We start from the raw sequence: 22,401 nt of genomic DNA on the forward strand, positions 1-22,401 counted from the left end.
TGTTGTTTTTTAATGAATAACATCAAAAGCATATCCATTTTCTTTTAAAAAATGTAAAGTTTTAGGTAAAGCAAATTTTAAATTTTGTGATGCTTTAATACTGTCATGAAAAACAATGACACTTCCCGAAGTTACATTTTTGGTCACATTCTCAAGACATTTTTCTGGCGTGATTGATTGATCAAAATCGGCACTCAAAACATCCCACATTACTATTTTATAACCAAGGTTTCGCAGAATTTTAGACTGCGCTTTTTTTATTTTTCCATATGGAGGACGAAATAATAAGCTGTTCAGTTTTTTTTCATCTGCTAAAATCGAAGCACAGTTTTTTACATTTTCAATATAATCATTAGTTTGGCTTTTCCATCCATTAATGTGATTCATAGTATGGTTGCCGATAGCGTGTCCTTCGGCAATTAACCTTTCGAATAAAGTTGAGTTTGCATTTATATTTTTCCCAATACAGAAGAAAGTGGCTTTTGCGTCAAATTTTTTCAGTTCAGATAAAACCCAGTCTGTGATTTCTGGCGTAGGGCCGTCATCAAAAGTGAGGTATATTTTCTTTTCCTTGTTCGGAATATCCCAACAATATTTAGAAAATACCCTTTTGATAAAAGAATTTGTTTTTACCCAATAAAAGCTCATTTTGAAATGGATTTACATATACTGTAAAATTAAAAAATGCAGTGCTATTTATCTAACAGCACTGCATTTTTTTAATCAGTATATTTTTCGTATATTATTATTCTTTTTCACGTCCAAAACGTTCGAATACATTTACATACGTATTGAAAGTCTTTTTGTGTTTTTCATAAAAAGCTTCATCGTGATTATGCTTCATTACTTGTAAAAGACTTCTGTAACGCTCGATATCAGTAATAATATCCATTGCAAGATCAGTTTGGTCGTTTGGAGGTAATGTTGCGTAATAGTTTAGGTTTTCATTGTATTTTTTTACCAGTTTATTAAGCAAATCTTGTGCTTTTGCAGTTTCTCCTACTTTGTAGTATCCATTTGTAAAAGGTTCTACTAATGAATAATAACCAAATTTGTCTAATGGCAGTTTTGTCATTGCTAAATTGATAACATTTTTAGCTTTGTCAATTTTGCCTTCAGCGATAAGCTGATCCATTAAACGAGATAGGTTAGTGCGGTAAGTAATGCTATTTCTTCGGGTTTCAGGATCATGATAGATTTTATCACTTTCACTGTTGCCCCAATCCCATTTCATTACGATATTATACATTTTATCTGCATCAATTTGTCCCATATCCATTGGTCCACCATCTTTTGAAGGAACATTTTTGATAGGAACTAATTTGTAAACCATTCCATCTAATTGTAAATAATCTTTTAACCATAAATAATCTTCATCGTCAAATGCACCTCCGCTGAAGTAAATTGGACGTTTCCAATTGTTATTGGCCAAGATATCAAGCATCATTAAACGGTTTTTGTACAATGCGCTTCCTTTGATATCAATATCTAAATAAGGAACGATAGAGTCGTTGTATTTTGGATTTACGACCTTATTTTTAACAATGATATTTTTGTCAACAGGAACTCTGATTTTATTTGTTGGATAAAAATGAATTGTTTGTCCGTTTTGAAGACCAACTGTTGATTTTGGATTTTTAATAAAATTGATAAAATCAGTGATGTTCCATCGAGTGTCTATTTTTTGAATATGAGCAACATAATCCAATTTATCTCCCACATAATCATCATGTGTGAAAGATATTGGCAATGGATCAGATTCATAGGCTTTGGCTTTCATTTGATCAATATACCAATCCGTCATGAATAAGCTTGTATTTACGATTTTTACATCGGTTCTAAAATGCTCAATTTCCTGAGCGTACCAAAGAGGGAATGTATCATTATCACCAATAGTAAATAGAATTGCATCTTTATCGCAAGAACTTAAGTAAGCTTTTGCCATTGCAACTGCTGTATATCTTCCTGATCTGTCGTGGTCATCCCAGTTTTGAGAAGCCATTAAAATAGGAGCTGCTAACAAACTTCCTGCAATAATTACTGGTCCTGCAATTTTTGGTGCAATATATTTCTGAATACTTTCATATAAAGAGTAAACCCCAAATCCAATCCAAATGGCAAAAACATAAAATGATCCTACAAGTGCATAATCTCTCTCTCGAGGTTCAAATGGTCTTTCGTTCAAATAAATTTTTAAGGCAATTCCCGTAAATAAGAATAATGCTAAAAGAACATAAAAGCTTTTAAGATCTTTGTTGGCGTGATACATTATTCCGATAAGACCTAAGATAAAAGGAAGGAAATAGTAAACATTTCGGCCTTTATTATTTAAAACGTCTGATGGAAGATTGTCTTGAGAACCTAAATGTAGGGAATCGAGTGGTTTGATGCCGCTGATCCAGTTTCCATCTAAATTGTCATACTTTCCTTGAACATCACTTTGACGTCCAACAAAATTCCACATCAAATATCTCCAGTACATATATCCAAATTGGTATTCGAACATAAAACTGAAATTATCTACAGTTGTTGGTTTTTCAATTGTTAAGTATTTTCCATAGCTCTTTAAGAATTTTACATAACCTTCGTTATCAATTTGTTTTTGAGCATATGCTTTTCTGAACTCAGAAACCGTTTTTTCAACTTCATTTCTTAATTGAGCTGTAGCTTTATTGTATTCATCTTCACTTAATTGGCTTACGTCAATTCCGTATTCTCCTAAATCTTCTTCGTAATTGTAATTTGGGTTGATTTTGAATTTAGGCGGATTTGTAAAGTTGATATAATTTTGAATATGTCCCATTTCAGTGCTCCACATTCTTGGCAGAATCGTTTTTTGATTGTCATCAGAATTTTGATCTGCGTTTTTATAATTATTGGTAATGATATATTTACCAGTTTTATAATCTCTTTCGTAGTTTGGTTTTTTGTCTAAATAAGGTGTTTTTTCATCAAGCCCAGCAAAAAATTCTGTGTATTGCGGACCATAAAATAAAGGATTTACACCATATTGTTCACGATTATAATAAGCTAAAACTTCAATAGCATCTGATGGCTTATTTTCGTTAATTACTGTATTTGCATTTGCGCGGACAGGAAGCATCATCCAAGTAGAGAAACCAATCAGGATGAATAAAATACAAAGAATAATAGTGTTGTAAAAAATTAGCCCTTTTTGTTTGGTGAATTTTAAACCAAAATAAAAGAAAGCGATAAAAAGTAATGCCACAAAAATGGTTCCTGAATTAAAAGGAAGTCCTAAACTGTTAACCATGTATATTTCGGTTTTACCAAAAAATGCCATAGTCAAAGGCAGTAATAATTTAAAAATGAATAATAAAATTCCAATAACAACTACGTTAGCAATCAGGAAGTTTTTTATGGTAACTTTTTCGTAGTGTTTAAAATAGTATAGAAAACCTATTGAAGGAATTGTCAATAATGCCATAAAGTGCACACCAAATGAGAGCCCGACAACTAATGAAATTAGCAAAAGCCATTTGTTTCCTTTTGGTTTGTCCATGTCTTGTTCCCAACGAAGACCAAGCCAGAAAAGCAATGCAATTAATAGGGAAGCCATCGCGTAAACTTCTGCTTCAACTGCATTAAACCAAAAACTATCAGAGAAAGTATAAGCTAATGCTCCAACAAAGGAACTTCCTAAAATAACAACTGAATTGTTTTGATCAATTTCGGCAAAACGTGCTACAATTTTTTTCAAAATCATAGATGAAGACCAAAACATAAATAAGATTGTGAATGCGCTAGAAAAAACAGACATCATATTAACCATTACCGCAACATGTTGCGCATCTATGGCAAACATTGCAAAAAAAGCACCCATCATTTGGAATAAAGGCGCTCCTGGTGGGTGGCCAACTTCTAGTTTAGCTGCTGTGGCAATATATTCGCCACAATCCCAAAAGCTCATTGTAGGTTCGACAGTTAATGTGTAGGTGATTAAAGCGATTGCAAATGCAAACCAACCAATAATTGTATTCCATTTATTGAAATTGAATTGTGCCATATTTAGGTGTTAAAATTTTGTATGTTTTCTATCCTACAAAGAAAATGTTTTTTTACGTAAAGAAACGAGCATTAACAAAAAATTCTATAAAACTATCTTTGAAAAGTAATATGTTGTCAATGAGGTGATTCTGATGTTGATGCGTTTTTTTAATTGAAAAAAAAGCAAAAAAGTGATTTTTTTTGAGCAAAAAGTTTGCAGAAACTAAATAAAGCCTTAAATTTGCACTCGCTTAACAGCACTGCTGGTCTATGGTGTAATGGTAACACTACGGTTTTTGGTGCCGTCTTTCTAGGTTCGAGTCCTAGTAGACCAACATAAAAGCCTCTCAGAAATGAGAGGCTTTTTTTATTTAAAAAAGATTGCTTAAAAAATTTGCATAAATTAAATAAAGTTTTAATTTTGCACCCGCTTAACAGCACTGCTGGTCTATGGTGTAATGGTAACACTACGGTTTTTGGTGCCGTCTTTCTAGGTTCGAGTCCTAGTAGACCAACATAAAGCCTCTCAGAAATGAGAGGCTTTTTTTATGCAATAAATTGAAATAAAGGTTTTTTATTTTTCTTTTAAAGACGAAGGTACTATTCCGAATTTCTTTTTAAATGAAAATGAAAAATGAGATAAATCCTCAAAACCAACGCCAATATAGACTTCTGATGGAGGATTTCCTTGGCTGATTAAATAATAAGCTTCCTGAAGTCGCTTGTTTAATAGCCATTTTCCAGGAGTTTGCTGAAATGTTTTCTGAAAATCTCTTTTAAATGTTGCTAAACTTCGTCCTGTTAGATATGCAAAACGATGCAAGTGAACATTGAAATGAAAATTTTTGTTCATAAAAGCTTCAATGTCAATTTTTCCGGGTTCATTAAAGTCGAATAAAATATCTTTTAATTCGGGATTTACTTTTAATAAAAGATGGATGGCTTCTTTTATTTTTAAATTAAATAAAGCTTCGTTATTTTCTTGTTCAATTTCAAGGTAAGAAATCAATGATTCCATGAAAGATTTGTAAAGCGGATTTGGAGCAAGCGTAATCATGGCTTTTGTATCTGCTTTTTTTGTTGCTTTAAAATCATATTCTTTACTCACTTCGCGAAGAATTTCCTGATCTAAAAAAAGAGAAATTGTTTTGAATTCTCCTTCTTCTGGTGGAATCTTGGTGAATTTGGCTAAATGATTTCTTTTGCTGAAACGAAAATCTCCAGCTTTTGTATGGTAAGTGTTTTTGCTGTCTGAAGCGATCATTTCGCCTGAAATTTGATAGCTAAAAACGTGTTCCGGAATAAAATGTTCTCCTTCTCGGCTGCGTGCATAATAGCAGGAGTAGAGTATTTTTGGTTTTGGATTTGCTTTTGTATTCATAATGTAAAAATACTAAAAGATCCGGAAAATCTTTTTATGAAAAGACTTCCGGATCTCAAGTGATTATTTTGGTTGAATCAATGCTTTTGGTTCTAAATACGCTTCAAGTCCGATTGTTCCAAATTCTCGGCCAATACCAGATTGTTTGAATCCACCAAAAGGAGCCATGGGATCGTGGCCGATTCCATTTATTTGAACTCTCCCGGCGTTGATTTGTGAGGCGATTTTGTGTGCTCTTTCATTGCTGGCTGAACTTACATATGCTTGAAGTCCATAAGTAGTGTCATTTGCAATTTCAACAGCTTCTTCATCTGTTTTATAAGTGATGACAGTTAAAACGGGACCAAATATTTCTTCGCGGGCAATACGCATTTGATTATTTGCATTGACAAAAACAGTCGGTTTTACAAAGTTTCCATTTTCTAGACCTTCTGGTTTTCCTAATCCGCCAGCCAGGATTTCGGCTCCTTCGTTAATTCCAATTTGAATATAGTCCTGAACGCGCTGAAATTGTTTTGTGCTGACCATTGGTCCTACGGCTGTCGTGTGGTTTTTTGGGTCGCCAACTTCAATGCTTGTTAGAATTTCTTTGATGATTAGTTTTGTTTCGTCTAATTTGTTTTCTGGGATTAATAATCTTGTTCCGGCAATACAAGCTTGTCCGTTGTTCATAAAAGCGGCACTTATGGCAAGCGGAATTGCTTTTGAAAAATCAGCGTCATCTAAAATAATATTTGGTGATTTTCCTCCAAGTTCCAAGGTAACGCGTTTCATTGTGTCGACAGCTTCTTTGGCTATTATTTTTCCGACAGTTGTTGAGCCGGTAAAAGAGACTTTTGCAATATCAGTATTGCGGCTTATTTCAGTGCCCACAACTTCTCCTAATCCGTTAACAATGTTGACTAATCCTTTTGGAAGGTTTGCGTCATGCAGGCATTCCATCATTAATTGTGTTTGTTGCGCGCTCATTTCGCTTGGTTTTATAACAGTTGTGCATCCGGCAACAATCACGGTTGATAATTTGCTGCTGATAAAGCCATTGCTCGAGTTCCATGGGATAATGATGCCAACTACGCCAATTGGTGTCATTTGAACTTCAGATTCGCCCATGGTTTTAATAAAATCGTAAGAGTTCAATAAGTTGATTGCTGAGTCAAAGCCTTTGAGCATATATTCGTAGCTTACTGATGCAAATTGAAATGTGCCTCCATATTCTTCAATCATTATATTAATGAAGTCTGTCTTTCTTTTTTCAACAGCGATTTTTATGTTTTTTAAATATTGAATTCTTTCTGAAGTTGTAGTTTTGGAGAAAGTCTTAAAAGCATTTTTGGCGGCTTCTATCGCATTTTGTGTGTCCTCTGTGTTTCCTAGGCGAACTTTTCCTAGTTGTTTATTTGTTGTTGGGCTGATTAGATTGAAATATTCAGTTCCTTTTGGAGAAACAAATTCCCCATTAATGTAAATTTTGTCTATTGTTTTCATGTTGTAAGATTTAATGAATTTTTATTTGACAAATTTCAGAATTAATGAAGCGTAGGGCTTTGTTGTAAAGCTCAAAAATACTTTGTTAAAAAGCTCATATTTTAATAAAAAAAATAGCTTCTCATGAGAAGCTATTTTGTGAAATAAATTATTTGTGTTTTTTAAATCTTTAAGGTAATGACAGGTCTCACGGTATGATTGACTAATCCTTCGCTTATGCTTCCATTGAAGAAGTGAGCAAACCCCGTTCTTCCGTGTGTGCACATTCCTATTAAGTCAGCGTTAATGCTGTTTGCGAAATTGATAATTCCTTTCTCAATATTGGTGTCATTGTAAATATGAGTGGAATAATTTTTAATATTGAAATGAGTTACAAAATGATCCATCGCTTTTTGTATGACATGTGTTGGTTTAAAGCTATTTGGTGTGCAAATTGTTACAAGATGAATTTTTGCATCAAAGAATTGGATAAAATTTAAGAGTCTGTCAAAAGGTGCTTTAGTTTCATCTGAGAAATCAGAAGCAAACACAATATCTTCAACCTTGAAATTAGAAATATCTTTTTTGATTACTAAAACAGGAATTTCAGAATTTCGAACTACTTTTTCAGTATTTGAACCAATTAAGAGCTCCTCAATGCCAGAAGAGCCATGCGATCCCATTATGATTAAGTCTACTTCATAGTCTTTGCTTACTTGTGTAATTCCATGGATTGGTTTGTCCATTTTTACAATTTCGGTAATTGAAATCCCATCCAGATATGGTTTTGAAGATATTTCGTCAAGCATTTCATTTGCTTTTTTCATAAAAAGCATAGTTTCAGGAATACTTGCGCCGCCAAGTATGGCGTCGTTCATTTGGTGCGGCAGCTCAAGCATGTGTAAAATGATAATTTCGGAATCATTTTTTTTAGCAATTTGCGCAGCAACTTTTAGGGCATCTTCGGCATGTTCTGAAAAGTCAGTAGGAACTAAAATTCGTTTCATAATTCTTTGGGTTAAATTATTTAGATATTTTGTTGTTTGAATGCTACTATAAAGATAAGAAATATTTTTAGAGCAATCAATTTTATTTGATTTATAAAAAAATCACTATATTTGCATCGTTATTTATTAAAATCTAAATAATGAGGGGACTAATTGTCCCCTCTTTTTATAAAATTATGACATTTAAAGAAAAAGTAAACGGATTAATTGAAGAAGCTCTTCTGGAAAAGCCATCTATCTTTTTGATTGATTTGGCTGTCTCAGATTCTTTTAAAATTAGTGTTGGTTTAGACGGAGATAATGGAGTGGCGCTACAGGATTGTATTGATATAAGTCGTGCAATAGAGAATAATCTGGATCGTGAAGAGCAGGATTTTTCGCTAGAAGTAGCATCTGTTGGAGTAGGATCTCCTTTAAAAATGACAAGACAATACAAAAAAAATATTGGTAGAACGTTGATTGTTACTACAAATACAGAAAAAATTGAAGCAGAGTTGGTAGAAGCTAACGATGTTTTTATAATTTTGTCTTGGGAAGCAAGAGAACCGAAAAAAGTAGGAAAAGGAAAAGAAACAGTTCAAAAAGAGCAACAAATACCTTATACAGAAATTAAAGAGGCAATTGTTACAGTAACATTTTAATTAAAGAATTCGCATGGAAAATTTAGCATTAATCGATTCATTCTCAGAGTTTAAAGACAATAAGCTTATTGATCGTGTAACGCTTATGGCAATTTTAGAGGACGTGTTTAGAAATGCATTGAAGAAAAAATACGGTTCTGATGATAATTTCGATATCATTATAAATCCTGATAAAGGAGATATGGAGATTTGGAGAAGAAGAGTTATCGTTGCTGACGAAGATCTTGATTTTGAAAATGAAGAAATTACTTTGACAGAAGCAAGAATGATCGAAGCGGATTTTGAAATTGGTGAAGAGGTTTCTGAAGAAGTTAAGCTGATTGATTTAGGAAGAAGAGCTATTTTGGCTTTACGTCAAAACTTAATATCTAAAATTCACGAACACGATAATACAAATCTTTACAAGCAATTTAAAGATATTATCGGTGATATTTATACTGCCGAAGTACATCACGTACGTCCTAGAGTAGTTATCTTAGTTGATGATGAAGGAAACGAAATTGTACTTCCGAAAGAAAAACAAATTCCGTCTGACTTTTTCCGTAAAGGAGATAATGTTCGTGGAATCATTGAAAGTGTTGAGTTAAAAGGAAATAAACCTCAAATTATTATGTCTAGAACTTCTGAGAAGTTTTTAGAAAAATTATTTGAACAAGAAATTCCTGAAGTTTTCGACGGATTAATTACAGTTAAAAATGTAGTACGTATTCCTGGTGAAAAAGCAAAAGTAGCTGTTGATTCTTACGATGATAGAATTGATCCTGTTGGAGCTTGTGTTGGTATGAAAGGTTCTCGTATTCATGGAATTGTTCGTGAATTAGGAAATGAAAATATTGACGTAATCAACTATACAAATAATATTCAATTGTTTATTACAAGAGCTTTAAGCCCTGCAAAAGTTTCTTCAATCAAGATTGATGAAGAAAGTAAAAGAGCTGAAGTTTTCTTAAAATTAGAAGAGGTTTCTAAAGCAATCGGTAGAGGAGGTCATAATATCAAATTAGCGGGTCAATTGACAGGTTATGAATTAGATGTTATTCGTGAAGGTGATGTTGCTGGTACAGTTGCAGATGAAGACGATGTTGAATTAACAGAGTTTTCAGATGAAATCGAAGAATGGGTTATCGAAGAATTTGCTAAAATAGGTTTAGATACTGCAAAAAGTATCTTGAAACAAGAAGTAGAAGATTTAGTAAGAAGAACAGATTTAGAAGAGGAAACTATTCTAGATGTTATGAAAATACTAAAAGAAGAGTTTGACAGCTAGAAAATAGCTGAATATCTGCTCTAACAACACAACGAAAAAGGTAATAATAAAAAGGTTATATGTCTGAAGAGAGAGTAATAAGAATAAACAAGGTTTTAAGGGAATTAAATATCTCGTTAGAAAGAGCTGTTGATTATCTAAAAGATAAGGGAATTGCTATTGATGCAAATCCGAACGCTAAAATTTCTGATAGTGAATTTAATATTCTGCAAAGCCAATTTGCGGGCGATAAGGGGAATAAGGAAGCTTCTAAAGAGGTAGGAGAAGAGAAAAGAAAAGAAAAAGAAGCATTGCGTGTTGAACGTGAGAAAGAAATTGAGGACAAACGCAGACAAGACGAAGAACGTCAGAAGCAGCAAGAAATTATAAAAGCGAGAGCTGTTGTAAGCGGACCAGTTCAGGTCGGAAAAATTGATTTGAATCCAAAGAAACCTGCAGTTTCTGCCCCTGTTGAGGAAGCGGTTAAAACCAGTGAACCAAAAGCAGTTGTTACTCCTGCTCAGCCAGAAAAACCTGTTGAAAAAGAAATTGTACAGCCTGAGCCAGTTGTTGCTCCTGTGGTTTCGGAAGAAAAAAAGGTTGAAGCGCCTATTATTACTGAGAAAAAAGAAGTAAAAGTTGAAAGTTCTAAAACAGCACAGGAGCCAATCGTTTCGACTGATCCTGCGACTGCAGAGGAAACAATCACTACTCAATATCAAAAATTATCTGGAACTACTCTTACTGGGCAAACAATTGATTTATCTCAATTTAATAAACCTAAGAAGAAAAAAGAAGATCCGAAAATTACTCCAAATAAACCAGGAGTTCCAGGAGCTGGAAACAATAATAATAACGCTAATAAAAATAAGCGTAAAAGAATCGCTCCTAAACCAGGTGCGCCGGGCGCGCCAAAACCTGCAACAGGAAACGCACCGGGAACACCAAATCCTAATAAAATCACTCCAAATAATGGAGGTGGAGGTTTTAATGCTAACAGAAGTCAAAGACCTGGTTTCGTAAAAGGGAACCGTCCTGCAATTGTAGCTAAAGTTGAGCCTACAGAAGAAGAAGTAAAAAACCAAATTAGAGAAACTCTTGAAAAACTTCAAGGTAAAGGAGGTAAATCTAAAGCGGCTAAATATAGAAGAGATAAAAGGGAAACACACCGTCAAAAATCTGATGACGAGCAAAGAGCACTTGATGAAGGAAGTAAGACAATTAAAGTTACTGAATTTGTTACTGTAGGTGAAATTGCTATCATGATGGATGTGCCTATTACAAAAGTAATTGGAACTTGTATGTCTCTTGGGATCATGGTAACGATGAATCAGCGTTTAGATGCTGAAACATTAACAATCGTTGCAGATGAATTCGGTTATGAAGTTGAGTTTATTACTGTTGATATCGAAGAAGCTATCGCGGTAGTTGAAGATAGAGAAGAGGACTTAGTAGTTAGAGCGCCAATTGTTACAGTAATGGGTCACGTTGACCACGGTAAAACATCTTTACTGGATTATATTCGTAAAGAAAATGTTATTGCTGGTGAATCTGGAGGTATTACACAGCACATTGGGGCTTACGGAGTGACTCTTGATAATGGACAAAAAATTGCATTTTTAGATACTCCGGGTCACGAGGCGTTTACCGCAATGCGTGCACGTGGAGCTCAGGTTACAGACATTGCTATTATCGTTGTTGCGGCAGATGATGATATCATGCCACAAACAAAAGAAGCAATTTCTCACGCACAAGCTGCGGGAGTACCAATTATATTTGCAATCAATAAAATTGACAAACCAAATGCAAATGTTGATAAAATCAAAGAGCGTTTGGCTGGTATGAATTTACTTGTTGAAGATTGGGGTGGAAAAATTCAATCACATGATATTTCTGCAAAAGTTGGAACAGGAGTAAAAGAATTATTAGAGAAAGTTTTATTGGAAGCTGAGATTTTAGATTTGAAAGCGAATCCAAATAAAGCGGCTCAGGGAACTGTAGTTGAGGCGTTCTTAGATAAAGGAAAAGGATATGTATCTACAATTTTAGTACAACAAGGTACTTTGAAAATTGGAGATTATATGTTGGCCGGAAAGCACCACGGAAAAGTTAAAGCGATGCATGATGAAAGAGGGCATACTGTGTTAGAGGCAGGACCTTCAACTCCAGTATCTGTTTTAGGTTTAGATGGAGCTGCTACAGCGGGTGATAAGTTCAATGTTTTTGAAGATGAAAAAGAGGCAAAACAAATTGCATCTAAACGTTCTCAATTAATGCGTGAGCAGTCTGTACGTACGCAAAGACATATTACGCTTGATGAAATTGGACGACGTATTGCTCTTGGTCAGTTTAAAGAATTGAATGTAATCCTTAAAGGAGACGTTGATGGATCTGTTGAAGCATTATCAGATTCATTCTCTAAACTTTCTACTGAAGAAGTCCAAATCAATATTATCCATAAAGGAGTTGGTGCGATTACTGAAACCGATGTTAACTTGGCTTCTGCATCAGATGCTATTATTATCGGATTTAATGTTCGTCCTGCTGGAAATGCAAGACAGCTTGCAGATAAAGAAGAAATTGATATCCGTTACTATTCTATTATTTATGCGGCAATCGATGACTTAAAAGATGCAATGGAAGGAATGTTAGCCCCTGAAATGAAAGAAGAAGTTTTAGGAACTGCTGAAATTCGTGAGATTTTCAAAATTTCTAAAGTGGGTTCAATCGCTGGTTGTATGGTAACAGATGGTAAGATTTTGAGAACTTCTAAAATTAGAGTTATCAGAGAAGGAGTTGTTGTTCATACAGGTGAACTTGTTGCTTTAAAACGATTTAAAGATGATGTTAAAGAAGTAACGAAAGGATATGATTGTGGTATTCAGATTAAAGGATTTAATGATATTGAAGAAAGAGATGTTATTGAAGCATACCACGAAGTTGCAATCAAAAAGAAATTGAAATAATTTTCAATAAATATATTAAAAAGCCTCAATGAAAATTGAGGCTTTTTTTTGTGTAATTATAGTAAGAGAAGTGTGGTTTTTGGCTGTGTCATAATTGTTTAAAATTTATTATTTTTGAGTAAAATTATTTAATTATGAAACAATTACTATACACGGCTGTTCTTTCGATTTGTATTTCTGCTTTCTCTTTTGCTCAGGAAGCTGTAGAAAAAAGCGCTCCGCCAGCGGGTAACGCTGTAGTGGGAGATTATTATGGGGCAGACGTTTCTAGTATTGCAGTTGAAAAAGCTGTCTCGGTTGAAAATTTAGAGAATAAATTTAATGATCAGAAGAAAGTTGAGAATATTGCGGTCAAAGGAGAAGTGACAGATGTTTGCGAAAAAAGAGGATGCTGGGTGACTATTAAAACGGAAAATGGTTCTTCTTTTTTTGTAAAGATGAAAGATTATGCTTTTTTTGTGCCAACAGCGCTGAAAGGAAAAAATGTTGTTTTGGAAGGTACTGCTGAGAAAAAAATCACTTCTGTTGATGAGTTAAAGCATTATGCTAAAGATGCTAAAAAATCCCAAACAGAAATAAATGCGATAACTTTACCAAAAGAAGAAATTCGATTTGTTGCAAGTGGAATTAAGGTGGTGAATTAGGCTTAAATTGATGTTGTAGCAAAGTTTAGATGTAAAAAAAGCGAGATATTTAATCTCGCTTTTTTTATGTGCAATGCAGTGTTTTTTATTTGCCTGGTTTAAGTAAAAAGACACTTTTGTATCTATTTTTTATGTCGGCTAAATTTCGCTCTGCTTCAATTCTGGTTTTAAAATTTCCCACTATCACTTTGTAGTTTGGAGTGTTGAAAATGATTGTTCCATCAATGTTGCTGTATTCTCTTTTAAAATCCGATAACGTTTTTTTTGCTTCTTCGCTTTTTCCGCTAAAAATTTGAATTCTGTATGTGTCGTTTGTACTTATTGATGTGTTAATTTTACGTTTTTCACCTAGTAGCTGCTCAAATTTCGGGTCCTGATTTACTGTTAAATTTTGATCCTGAGCGTTAATGTTATATGCTAACATGAATACTGTCAGTGTTAAGAAAACTCTTTTTGAAGGGGTTAAAATTCTCATAATGTGATGGTTTTTATGCAAAAATAGTATTTAAAGTTTGTATGGAAAATTTTAATATTATTTAGAATTGATATAAATTGATATTTAAGACTATTTTAAGGTTTTGAGAATAGTTCATAAGTCGTATTTTTGTGCAAGTTTTAAAAGAGGGTATTTATTTTTACAGCTTTAATACAGTAAAAATCATACCAAAAATTAGTAGATAATTATTATACTATATGAAAAAGGTGGGTAACCATAATTCGATCTCAAGAAAATTGCTCCTTAGCTTATCGCTAACGCTGATTTTCTCCCTAACTTCATTTGCTCAAGATGCTGCTGCTCCTGCGGCGCCTGAAGCTGCTGCTGCTCCAGCTGCAACTGTAGGTGGTGATCCAGCAAAAGGGAAAGAACTATTTAATGCAAATTGCGCTGCATGTCACAAATTAGATGCTAAATCAACAGGTCCTGCATTAAGAGGGGTTGCTGACAGGCATGAAATGGCTTGGATTTACAAGTGGGTGCACAACAGTTCTGATATGATTAAATCAGGAGATGCTGCTGCTGTTAAGCTTTTTGAAGAAAACAACAAAGCAGTAATGACTGCTTTTCCTCAGTTGTCTGAGGGTGATATCGATAATATTATAGCTTATACTTCTGAGAAAAAAGTTGAAGCTGCTGCTCCGGCTGGTGGAGCTGCTACACCTCCAGGTACAGCTGTTGAAAGCGGTGCTATTTCTAATAATGTTATTTTAGGAGCTCTTGCTCTTGTAATGGCTATTTTGGTTGTGATGTTGTTCATGGTGAACAAAGTGTTGACTAAAGTAGCGAGTAATAATGGTATTGAAGTTGCTCCTAAAGAAGGCAGATTGCCAATTTGGAAAGCATTCGCTAGAAATCAATTTTTAGTACTAGTTACTTCAATTTTCTTATTGTTGGCAAGTGGTTATTTCGTTTATGGATATTTAATGCAAGTTGGTGTAGATCAAAACTATGAGCCAATTCAGCCAATCCATTATTCTCATAAAATTCACGCTGGAGATAATGAGATCAATTGTAAATATTGTCACTCTGCTGCTCGTGTTAGTAAAACTGCAGGTATTCCTTCTTTGAATGTTTGTATGAACTGTCATAAAAATATTTCTGAAGTTGCTGAAACTACTGCTACTGCTGAATATAGCAAAGCGTTCTATGATGCTCAAATTCAAAAATTATACGACGCTGTTGGTTGGGATAAAACTAAACAAGCTTATACTGGAAAAACGCAACCTGTAAAATGGGTTCGTATTCATAATCTTCCTGATTTTGTATATTTCAATCACTCACAACACGTTTCTGTTGCAGGAATTGAGTGTCAGACTTGTCATGGTCCGGTACAAGAATTTGAAATCATGAAGCAATATTCTAAATTAACAATGGGGTGGTGTATTGATTGCCACAGAAAAACTGATGTTAAGATGGAAGGAAACGCTTACTATGATAAAATTCATGCTGAACTTTCTAAAAAATACGGTGTAGAGAAATTAACTGCAGCGCAAATGGGAGGTTTAGAATGCGGTAAATGCCACTATTAATCGAATTATTAAGATTTTAATATTTATATACAATGTCATCAAACAAAAAATACTGGAAAAGTGTTGAAGAACTAGAGAATGGTTCTATTGTTGAGGCGCTTAGAAATAACGAATTTGTTGAAGAAATTCCTACTGATGAATTCTTAGGAAATGCTGAAGCTTTAGCTTCATCTGGAACTTCACGTCGTGACTTTTTAAAGTACGTAGGATTTAGTACAGCTGCTGTTACACTTGCTGCTTGTGAGGGTCCTGTGCACAAGTCTATCCCTTATGTTTTACAACCAGAGCAAATCATTCCTGGTGTTGCAGATTATTATGCAACTACAGTTTTTGATGGTTTTGATTTTGCAAATCTTTTGGTAAAAACTCGTGAGGGTCGTCCAATTAAAGTTGAAAACAATACTATTGAAGGAGCTAAATTTGCAGCGAACGCAAGAATTCACGCTTCTATTTTAGGGTTGTATGATAGTGCTCGTTTAAAAGAGCCGAAGGTAGATGGTAAAAATTCTACTTGGTCAGCTGTTGATTTGAGAATCAAATCAAGTTTAGCTGATGCAAAAGCTAAAGGAGGACAAGTGGTATTGTTAACAAATACTTTAGCAAGTCCATCTTCAGAAAAATTAATTGCTGAGTTTATTGCAAAAAATCCAAACGCTAAACACGTTGTTTATGATGCGGTTTCTTCATCTGAGGCTTTAGATGCATTTGAATCTGTTTATGGTCAAAGAGCTTTAGTTGATTATGATTTTTCAAAAGCTTCATTAATTGTATCTGTTGGTGCTGATTTCTTAGGGGACTGGCAAGGTGGAGGATATGATTCTGGGTATGCAAAAGGGCGTATTCCACAAAATGGAAAAATGTCTCGTCACTTCCAGTTTGAATCTAATATGACTTTATCTGGAGCTGCTGCTGATAAGCGTGTTCCGATGACTATTGCTGATCAAAAACAAGCATTAGTTCAAATTTACAATATAATTGTAGGTGCTTCTATTCCTGTTTCTTTGGATGGCGCTTTTAAAGCTGAAGTAGTAAAAGCTGCTCAGCAATTAAATGCTGCTGGTTCAAAAGGAGTTTTAGTATCTGGAATCGAAGATAAAAATGCTCAGTTGTTAGTTTTGGCTATTAATCAAAAATTAGCAAGTGAGGCTTTTAGTACTGTTGGTACTAGACAAATTAGAAAAGGTTCTAATGCAGTTGTTACTCAATTGTTAAAAGATATGAATGCTGGAAGTGTTCATACTTTAATTATGAGTGGTGTTAATCCTGCTTACACTTTAGCTGAATCAGCTTCTTTTGTATCTGGATTGAAAAAAGTAAAAGAATCTGTTGCTTTTTCATTAAAAGAAGATGAAACTGCATCAATAGTTAAAATTGCTGCTCCGGCTCCTCACTATTTAGAGTCTTGGGGAGATGTTGAAATCACAAGCGGGACATATAGTTTAACGCAACCTACAATTCGCCCAATCTTTAATACGAAACAATTTCAAGATGTTTTATTGTCTTTAAATGGTGTTGGTGGAACTTTCTACGATTACCTTAAAGCTAATTCTTCTAGTTTAATTGCTGGTTCTTCTTGGAATAAAGTATTACATGATGGTGTTTTAGTAACTGGTTCAGTTGCTTTATCTGGTGGAGCTTTTGATTCGGCTAGTGCTGCAAGTGCGCTTTCTAAATCAAAATCTGCAGGAGGTCTTGAATTAGTATTGTATACTAAAACAGGTATGGGTGATGGTCAACATGCAAACAATCCTTGGTTGCAAGAGTTCCCAGATCCAATCACAAGAGTTTCTTGGGATAACTACATCACTGTTTCAAACGCAGATGCTAAAAAGTATGATTTATCAAATGAGATTGTTGCTAATGGTGGTTTGAACGGTAGTTATGCTACAATCACAATTGCTGATGGTGTAAAAATCGAAAATGTTCCAGTTATTGTTCAGCCAGGACAAGCTGTTGGAACAATTGGATTTGCAGTTGGATATGGTCGTAAAGCGGCTTTAAAAGAAGAAATGCAAGTAGGTTTAAATGCATACTCTTTATATAAAAACTTTAATAATGTTCAGTCTATAACATTAGCTAAAGCTAATGGTGTTCATGAGTTTGCTTGTGTTCAAGGACAAAAGACATTAATGGGTAGAGGAGATATCATTAAGGAAACTACTCTAGAAATATTTAATTCTGAAGATGCTGAGCATTGGAACGAAAAACCAATGGTATCTTTAGATCACCAAGAAGTTGAAGCTACAACTGTTGACTTATGGGAATCATTCGATCGTTCGACTGGCCATCATTTTAATCTTTCTATTGATTTAAATGCTTGTACGGGATGTGGAGCATGTGTTATTGCATGTCACGCAGAGAACAATGTACCTGTTGTTGGTAAAGCTGAAGTTAGAAGAAGTCGTGATATGCACTGGTTGCGTATTGATAGATACTATTCTTCTGAAAGTACTTTCGAAGGTGATAATAAGAGAAAAGAAGGAATTGCTGGTTTGTCTAGTTCATTGTCTACATTTAATGAAATGGAGAAAGCTGGAGAGAATCCACAAGTAGCATTCCAGCCTGTAATGTGTCAGCACTGTAATCACGCACCATGTGAGACAGTTTGTCCAGTTGCTGCAACATCTCACGGTCGTGAAGGTCAAAACCACATGGCATATAACAGATGTGTTGGTACTCGTTACTGTGCTAATAACTGTCCATATAAAGTTCGTCGTTTCAACTGGTTCTTGTACAACAAAAACAGTGAATTCGATTATCATATGAATGACGATTTAGGTCGTATGGTATTGAATCCAGACGTAAACGTTCGTTCTCGTGGAGTAATGGAAAAATGTTCTATGTGTATTCAAATGACACAAGCTACTAAATTAAAAGCTAAAAACGAAGGTCGCCCAGTTAGAGATGGTGAATTCCAAACTGCTTGTTCTAGTGCTTGTTCTTCTGGAGCGATGATTTTTGGTGATGTAAATGATAAAGAAAGTAAAGTTGCTAAATTAGCTGCTGACGAAAGATCTTACCACTTATTAGAGCATGTAGGAACAAAACCTAATGTGGTTTACCACGTTAAAGTTAGAAATACTTAGTAAATTATTAATTAAGAAACAATATAAAGGATTATGTCGTCTCACTACGAAGCACCCATTAGAAAACCTTTAGTTATAGGTGATAAATCTTATCACGATGTAACTGTAGATGTGGCAGCGCCTGTTGAAGGACCTGCAAATAAACAATGGTGGATTGTATTTTCAATCGCATTAACAGCCTTCCTTTGGGGGTTAGGTTGTATCATTTACACCGTATCTACCGGTATTGGAACATGGGGATTAAATAAAACAGTTGGTTGGGCTTGGGATATTACGAACTTCGTTTGGTGGGTTGGTATTGGTCACGCCGGAACATTAATTTCTGCAGTACTATTACTTTTCCGTCAACGTTGGAGAATGGCTATTAACCGTTCTGCGGAAGCTATGACTATTTTCTCAGTAGTTCAAGCAGGTTTATTCCCAATTATTCACATGGGACGTCCATGGTTAGCGTACTGGGTATTGCCTATTCCAAATCAATTTGGATCTTTATGGGTGAACTTTAACTCTCCGTTGCTTTGGGACGTATTTGCAATTTCTACTTATCTTTCAGTATCATTAGTTTTCTGGTGGACTGGTTTATTACCTGATTTTGCAATGCTTCGTGATAGAGCTATAACTCCATTTAACAAAAGAGTTTATTCTATTTTAAGTTTTGGATGGAGCGGTAGAGCAAAAGACTGGCAACGTTTTGAAGAAGTATCTTTAGTATTAGCTGGTTTGGCTACTCCTCTTGTACTTTCTGTACACACGATTGTATCTATGGACTTTGCTACTTCTGTAATTCCAGGATGGCATACAACTATCTTCCCTCCATACTTCGTTGCTGGAGCGGTATTCTCAGGATTTGCGATGGTAAATACATTGTTGATTGTTATGAGAAAAGTTTCTAACCTTGAAGCGTACATCACATTACAACATATTGAATTAATGAACATCATTATTATGATTACTGGTTCGATCGTGGGTGTGGCTTACATCACTGAGTTATTCGTAGCTTGGTATTCAGGTGTAGAGTATGAGCAATATGCATTCTTAAACAGAGCTACTGGACCTTACTGGTGGGCATATTGGTCAATGATGACTTGTAACGTTTTCTCTCCACAATTTATGTGGTTCAAAAAATTAAGAACAAGTATCATGTTTTCATTTATTATTTCGATTGTTGTGAACATCGGAATGTGGTTTGAAAGATTCGTAATCATTGTTACTTCTTTACATAGAGATTATCTTCCATCTTCTTGGACAATGTTCTCACCAACATTTGTGGATATTGGAATTTTCATCGGAACAATTGGTTTCTTCTTTGTGTTGTTTTTATTATACTCTAGAACATTCCCTGTAATTGCTCAGGCAGAGGTAAAAACAATTTTGAAAGGAACAGGAGATAATTACATTAGAGAAAGAGCAAATAGTAAAGATTCACATCATGAGTAATAAAGTAATATACGCCATTTATAATGACGATGATATTTTGATGGACGCAGTAAAGAAAACTAGAGCTGCTCACCATCATATTGAAGAGGTTTTTACTCCATTTCCTGTTCACGGATTGGATAAAGCAATGGGCTTAGCGCCAACAAGATTAGCAATTTGTGCTTTCTTATATGGATGTGTTGGTATTTCTGTTGCCACTACAATGATGAGTTATATCATGATTCATGACTGGCCACAGGACATTGGTGGAAAACCAAGTTTTAGTTTCATTCAAAATATGCCATCTTTTGTGCCAATTATGTTTGAGATGACTGTGTTTTTTGCTGCACACTTAATGGTTATTACTTTTTATATGAGAAGTAGATTATGGCCATTTAAGCAAGCTGAAAATCCTGATGTAAGAACAACAGATGACCACTTCTTAATGGAAGTTGCTGTAAGCGATAATGAAGCTGAATTAGTTTCTTTCTTCGAAGGTACAGGAGCTGTTGAAGTTAAAGTAATTGAAAAGAATTAATTGTAGCTATGAAAAGGATATATAAAATAACACTTTTAGTTGGTATAACTATTTTAGTTTCATCTTGCCACAATAATTCGGCACCAAACTATCAGTATTTCCCAAATATGTATGAGTCTGTAGGTTATGAGCCTTACGCAGAAGCAAAAGTATTTAAGGGAGGAAAAGAAGGTCAGCTTCCTGTTGAAGGAACTATTAATAGAGGTTTTGAACCTTATGAGTATGAAAATTCGACTGCAGGTTATGAATTAGCAAAAGCTAATTTGAAATCACCTTTGACTGAAGCAGAAAGAAATTCTGGCAAAGGAAAAGAGCTTTTCGAAATTTATTGTATCAGTTGTCATGGTGCGGCTGGTAACGGTAAAGGTAAATTGGTTGAAAGAGAAAAATTTCTTGGTGTACCTAGTTATAAAGACAGGGTTATCACAGAAGGAAGTGTATTCCACGTTGAAACTTATGGTTTAAATGCAATGGGTTCACACGCAAATCAATTAAGTGCCCACGAACGTTGGTTAGTTGCTGACTATGTTCTAAAACTAAAAAGCCAATTATAATTGTTGAACAAACTGATCGTAATAGATATGTATACATTTTCAAGTAAATTAAAAACTTTTTCTATCATCTTAATGGTTCTTGGACTATTAGGAATTGGGTATGGTTTTTTAAGTGCACCTAAAGATATTCAAGAAGTTGAAAAAATACTAGCAGCAGATGCTCATGGTTCTCATGGAGCTGCACATGAAGAGTCAGCAGAGGCTTCGCATAAAGAGGTAGGTCATCATGAAACTTCTGAAGCTTCACATGAAGAACATAAAGGTGCAAAGCATGCAGAAGTTTCTGGTGCTGATGAACACGAAAAACATTTAGAGCATGTTTTACACCAATTGCAAAACAAGCCTTGGTCTGCATTGTATGTAGCTTGTATTTTCTTTTTACTGCTTTCAATGGGGGTTTTAGCATTTTATGCTATTCAGCAAGTTGCTCAGGCAGGTTGGTCTCCAGTTTTATTTAGAGTAATGCAAGGTATTACAGCTTATTTACCAGCTGGTTCAATAATTTTCTTTATAATTTTAGTTTTATGCGGATTGCATTTTAACCACATTTTTGTATGGCTAGGTGAAGGAGTTACTGATCCAAAAAGTCCAAACTATGATGCTATTATTGCTGGGAAATCAGGTTATTTAAACTTTGGTTTTTGGATTGCAAGAGCTGCTGTATTTTTAGCAGGATGGAATGCTTACCGTTATTTCTCAAGAAAAAACTGTTTAGCACAAGACGAAGCTAATGATGATCTTTACTACAAAAAGAATTTCAAAGTTTCTGCTGGATTTCTTGTATTCTTCATCGTTTCTGAGTCTATTATGTCTTGGGATTGGATTATGTCATTTGATCCACACTGGTTCAGTACTTTGTTTGGATGGTATGTATTTGCCTCTTTCTTCGTAAGTGGTATTACAAGTATTGCATTGGTAACAATTTATTTGAAATCTAAAGGATATTTAGAGTACGTAAACACAAGTCATATTCACGATTTAGCTAAATTTATGTTTGGTATCAGTGTTTTCTGGACTTATTTATGGTTTTCTCAATTCATGTTAATCTGGTATGCTAACATTCCAGAGGAGGTAACTTACTTTGTAACAAGAATTCAATTATATAACTTGCCTTTCTTTGGTGCTGTAGTTATGAACTTTGTATTTCCATTGTTAATATTAATCAATACAGATTTCAAACGTCTAAATTGGGTTATTGTAATGGCTGGTACTGTTATTTTATTAGGTCACTATGTTGATTTCTTTAATATGATTATGCCTGGTACAGTTGGAGATAAATGGTTTATTGGTATTCCTGAAATTGCATCTATTCTTTTCTTCTTAGGTTTATTTATTTTTGTTGTATTTACCGCATTAACTAAAGCTCCTTTGTTAGCAAAAAGAAATCCTTTCATTGAAGAAAGTAAACATTTTCATTATTAA

Annotated in this window: 16 protein-coding genes and 2 tRNA genes; 12 read left to right on the forward strand and 6 right to left on the reverse strand. The window is 34.5% G+C overall.

The genetic code is table 11. The features are described from left to right. Positions 1–9 precede the first annotated feature (9 nt). On the reverse strand, positions 10–648 hold the full coding sequence (locus tag FN795_RS09465) for a polysaccharide deacetylase family protein (RefSeq protein ID WP_142450378.1): 639 nt from the start codon (positions 646–648) through the stop codon (positions 10–12). Positions 649–745: 97 nt separating this feature from the next. Further along, entirely contained in the window at positions 746–4,027 is a 3,282-nt protein-coding gene (locus FN795_RS09470) for a glycosyltransferase family 117 protein (protein ID WP_142450379.1), read from the reverse strand. Between the two features lie 245 nt (positions 4,028–4,272). Here FN795_RS09470 and FN795_RS09475 point away from each other — a divergent pair. Together FN795_RS09475 and FN795_RS09480 are read left to right on the forward strand one after the other, a co-directional pair. Next, positions 4,273–4,343 (forward strand) — tRNA-Gln (locus tag FN795_RS09475). A 109-nt stretch (positions 4,344–4,452) separates the two neighbouring features. Continuing rightward, a tRNA-Gln gene (locus FN795_RS09480) sits at positions 4,453–4,523 on the forward strand. Between the two features lie 59 nt (positions 4,524–4,582). Here the strand turns inward: FN795_RS09480 and FN795_RS09485 are convergent. The 3 genes from FN795_RS09485 to FN795_RS09495 form a co-directional block, all read right to left on the reverse strand. Further along, positions 4,583–5,389, reverse strand: coding sequence for a helix-turn-helix domain-containing protein (locus FN795_RS09485; protein ID WP_142450380.1), 807 nt, complete (start codon positions 5,387–5,389; stop codon positions 4,583–4,585). A 63-nt stretch (positions 5,390–5,452) separates the two neighbouring features. After that, complete coding sequence (locus FN795_RS09490; RefSeq protein WP_142450381.1) at positions 5,453–6,874, reverse strand: aldehyde dehydrogenase family protein; 1,422 nt, start codon at positions 6,872–6,874, stop codon at positions 5,453–5,455. Positions 6,875–7,035: 161 nt separating this feature from the next. Further along, positions 7,036–7,860, reverse strand: coding sequence for a universal stress protein (locus FN795_RS09495; protein WP_142450382.1), 825 nt, complete (start codon positions 7,858–7,860; stop codon positions 7,036–7,038). A gap of 176 nt (positions 7,861–8,036) precedes the next feature. On the opposite strand from FN795_RS09495, the gene rimP reads away from it, so the two are divergent. The 4 genes from rimP (at position 8,037) to FN795_RS09515 (ending at position 13,357) form a co-directional block, all read left to right on the forward strand. Next, positions 8,037–8,501: a ribosome assembly cofactor RimP gene (gene rimP / locus FN795_RS09500; RefSeq protein ID WP_035645287.1), complete on the forward strand. Its 465-nt coding sequence runs from the start codon at positions 8,037–8,039 to the stop codon at positions 8,499–8,501. A gap of 13 nt (positions 8,502–8,514) precedes the next feature. After that, complete coding sequence (gene nusA / locus FN795_RS09505) at positions 8,515–9,768, forward strand: transcription termination factor NusA (protein WP_035645285.1); 1,254 nt, start codon at positions 8,515–8,517, stop codon at positions 9,766–9,768. A gap of 59 nt (positions 9,769–9,827) precedes the next feature. Beyond that, positions 9,828–12,713: a translation initiation factor IF-2 gene (infB, locus tag FN795_RS09510; RefSeq protein WP_142450383.1), complete on the forward strand. Its 2,886-nt coding sequence runs from the start codon at positions 9,828–9,830 to the stop codon at positions 12,711–12,713. Between the two features lie 134 nt (positions 12,714–12,847). Then, positions 12,848–13,357, forward strand: a complete 510-nt coding sequence (locus FN795_RS09515) for a DUF4920 domain-containing protein (protein ID WP_142450384.1) — start codon at positions 12,848–12,850, stop codon at positions 13,355–13,357. A gap of 85 nt (positions 13,358–13,442) precedes the next feature. Here FN795_RS09515 and FN795_RS09520 read toward each other — a convergent pair whose 3' ends face one another. After that, positions 13,443–13,832 carry an SPOR domain-containing protein gene (locus FN795_RS09520; protein WP_142450385.1) on the reverse strand — a complete coding sequence of 130 codons (390 nt, stop codon included), beginning with the start codon at positions 13,830–13,832 and terminating at the stop codon, positions 13,443–13,445. 218 nt (positions 13,833–14,050) lie between these two features. Here FN795_RS09520 and FN795_RS09525 point away from each other — a divergent pair, with 218 nt between their 5' ends. From FN795_RS09525 to FN795_RS09550, 6 genes are read left to right on the forward strand one after another with little or no spacing between them, the layout of a single operon-like run. After that, positions 14,051–15,385, forward strand: coding sequence for a c-type cytochrome (locus FN795_RS09525; RefSeq protein WP_142450386.1), 1,335 nt, complete (start codon positions 14,051–14,053; stop codon positions 15,383–15,385). A gap of 32 nt (positions 15,386–15,417) precedes the next feature. Continuing rightward, the gene (locus FN795_RS09530; protein ID WP_142450387.1) at positions 15,418–18,471 is read left to right on the forward strand and encodes a TAT-variant-translocated molybdopterin oxidoreductase; all 3,054 of its coding nucleotides are present in this window, start codon (positions 15,418–15,420) and stop codon (positions 18,469–18,471) included. A 33-nt stretch (positions 18,472–18,504) separates the two neighbouring features. Next, entirely contained in the window at positions 18,505–19,908 is a 1,404-nt protein-coding gene (gene nrfD, locus FN795_RS09535) for an NrfD/PsrC family molybdoenzyme membrane anchor subunit (protein ID WP_035645274.1), read from the forward strand. Then, entirely contained in the window at positions 19,901–20,425 is a 525-nt protein-coding gene (locus tag FN795_RS09540) for a DUF3341 domain-containing protein (RefSeq protein WP_142450388.1), read from the forward strand. The genes nrfD and FN795_RS09540 overlap by 8 nt, the downstream gene beginning before the upstream one ends. A gap of 8 nt (positions 20,426–20,433) precedes the next feature. After that, entirely contained in the window at positions 20,434–20,979 is a 546-nt protein-coding gene (locus FN795_RS09545; protein ID WP_035645270.1) for a c-type cytochrome, read from the forward strand. 27 nt (positions 20,980–21,006) lie between these two features. Then, positions 21,007–22,401, forward strand: a complete 1,395-nt coding sequence (locus FN795_RS09550; protein WP_142450389.1) for a DUF4779 domain-containing protein — start codon at positions 21,007–21,009, stop codon at positions 22,399–22,401.

Origin of the sequence: Flavobacterium resistens (genome assembly GCF_900182645.1) — a bacterium.
Classification (GTDB): Bacteria; Bacteroidota; Bacteroidia; order Flavobacteriales; family Flavobacteriaceae; genus Flavobacterium; species Flavobacterium resistens.

Coding starts and splice junctions, on each gene's coding strand:
- FN795_RS09465 (WP_142450378.1), bottom strand. CDS start 648: ATGAGCTTTTATTGGGTAAAAACAAATTCTTTTATCAAAAGGGTATTT.
- FN795_RS09470 (WP_142450379.1), bottom strand. CDS start 4,027: ATGGCACAATTCAATTTCAATAAATGGAATACAATTATTGGTTGGTTT.
- FN795_RS09485 (WP_142450380.1), bottom strand. CDS start 5,389: ATGAATACAAAAGCAAATCCAAAACCAAAAATACTCTACTCCTGCTAT.
- FN795_RS09490 (WP_142450381.1), bottom strand. CDS start 6,874: ATGAAAACAATAGACAAAATTTACATTAATGGGGAATTTGTTTCTCCA.
- FN795_RS09495 (WP_142450382.1), bottom strand. CDS start 7,860: ATGAAACGAATTTTAGTTCCTACTGACTTTTCAGAACATGCCGAAGAT.
- rimP (WP_035645287.1), top strand. CDS start 8,037: ATGACATTTAAAGAAAAAGTAAACGGATTAATTGAAGAAGCTCTTCTG.
- nusA (WP_035645285.1), top strand. CDS start 8,515: ATGGAAAATTTAGCATTAATCGATTCATTCTCAGAGTTTAAAGACAAT.
- infB (WP_142450383.1), top strand. CDS start 9,828: ATGTCTGAAGAGAGAGTAATAAGAATAAACAAGGTTTTAAGGGAATTA.
- FN795_RS09515 (WP_142450384.1), top strand. CDS start 12,848: ATGAAACAATTACTATACACGGCTGTTCTTTCGATTTGTATTTCTGCT.
- FN795_RS09520 (WP_142450385.1), bottom strand. CDS start 13,832: ATGAGAATTTTAACCCCTTCAAAAAGAGTTTTCTTAACACTGACAGTA.
- FN795_RS09525 (WP_142450386.1), top strand. CDS start 14,051: ATGAAAAAGGTGGGTAACCATAATTCGATCTCAAGAAAATTGCTCCTT.
- FN795_RS09530 (WP_142450387.1), top strand. CDS start 15,418: ATGTCATCAAACAAAAAATACTGGAAAAGTGTTGAAGAACTAGAGAAT.
- nrfD (WP_035645274.1), top strand. CDS start 18,505: ATGTCGTCTCACTACGAAGCACCCATTAGAAAACCTTTAGTTATAGGT.
- FN795_RS09540 (WP_142450388.1), top strand. CDS start 19,901: ATGAGTAATAAAGTAATATACGCCATTTATAATGACGATGATATTTTG.
- FN795_RS09545 (WP_035645270.1), top strand. CDS start 20,434: ATGAAAAGGATATATAAAATAACACTTTTAGTTGGTATAACTATTTTA.
- FN795_RS09550 (WP_142450389.1), top strand. CDS start 21,007: ATGTATACATTTTCAAGTAAATTAAAAACTTTTTCTATCATCTTAATG.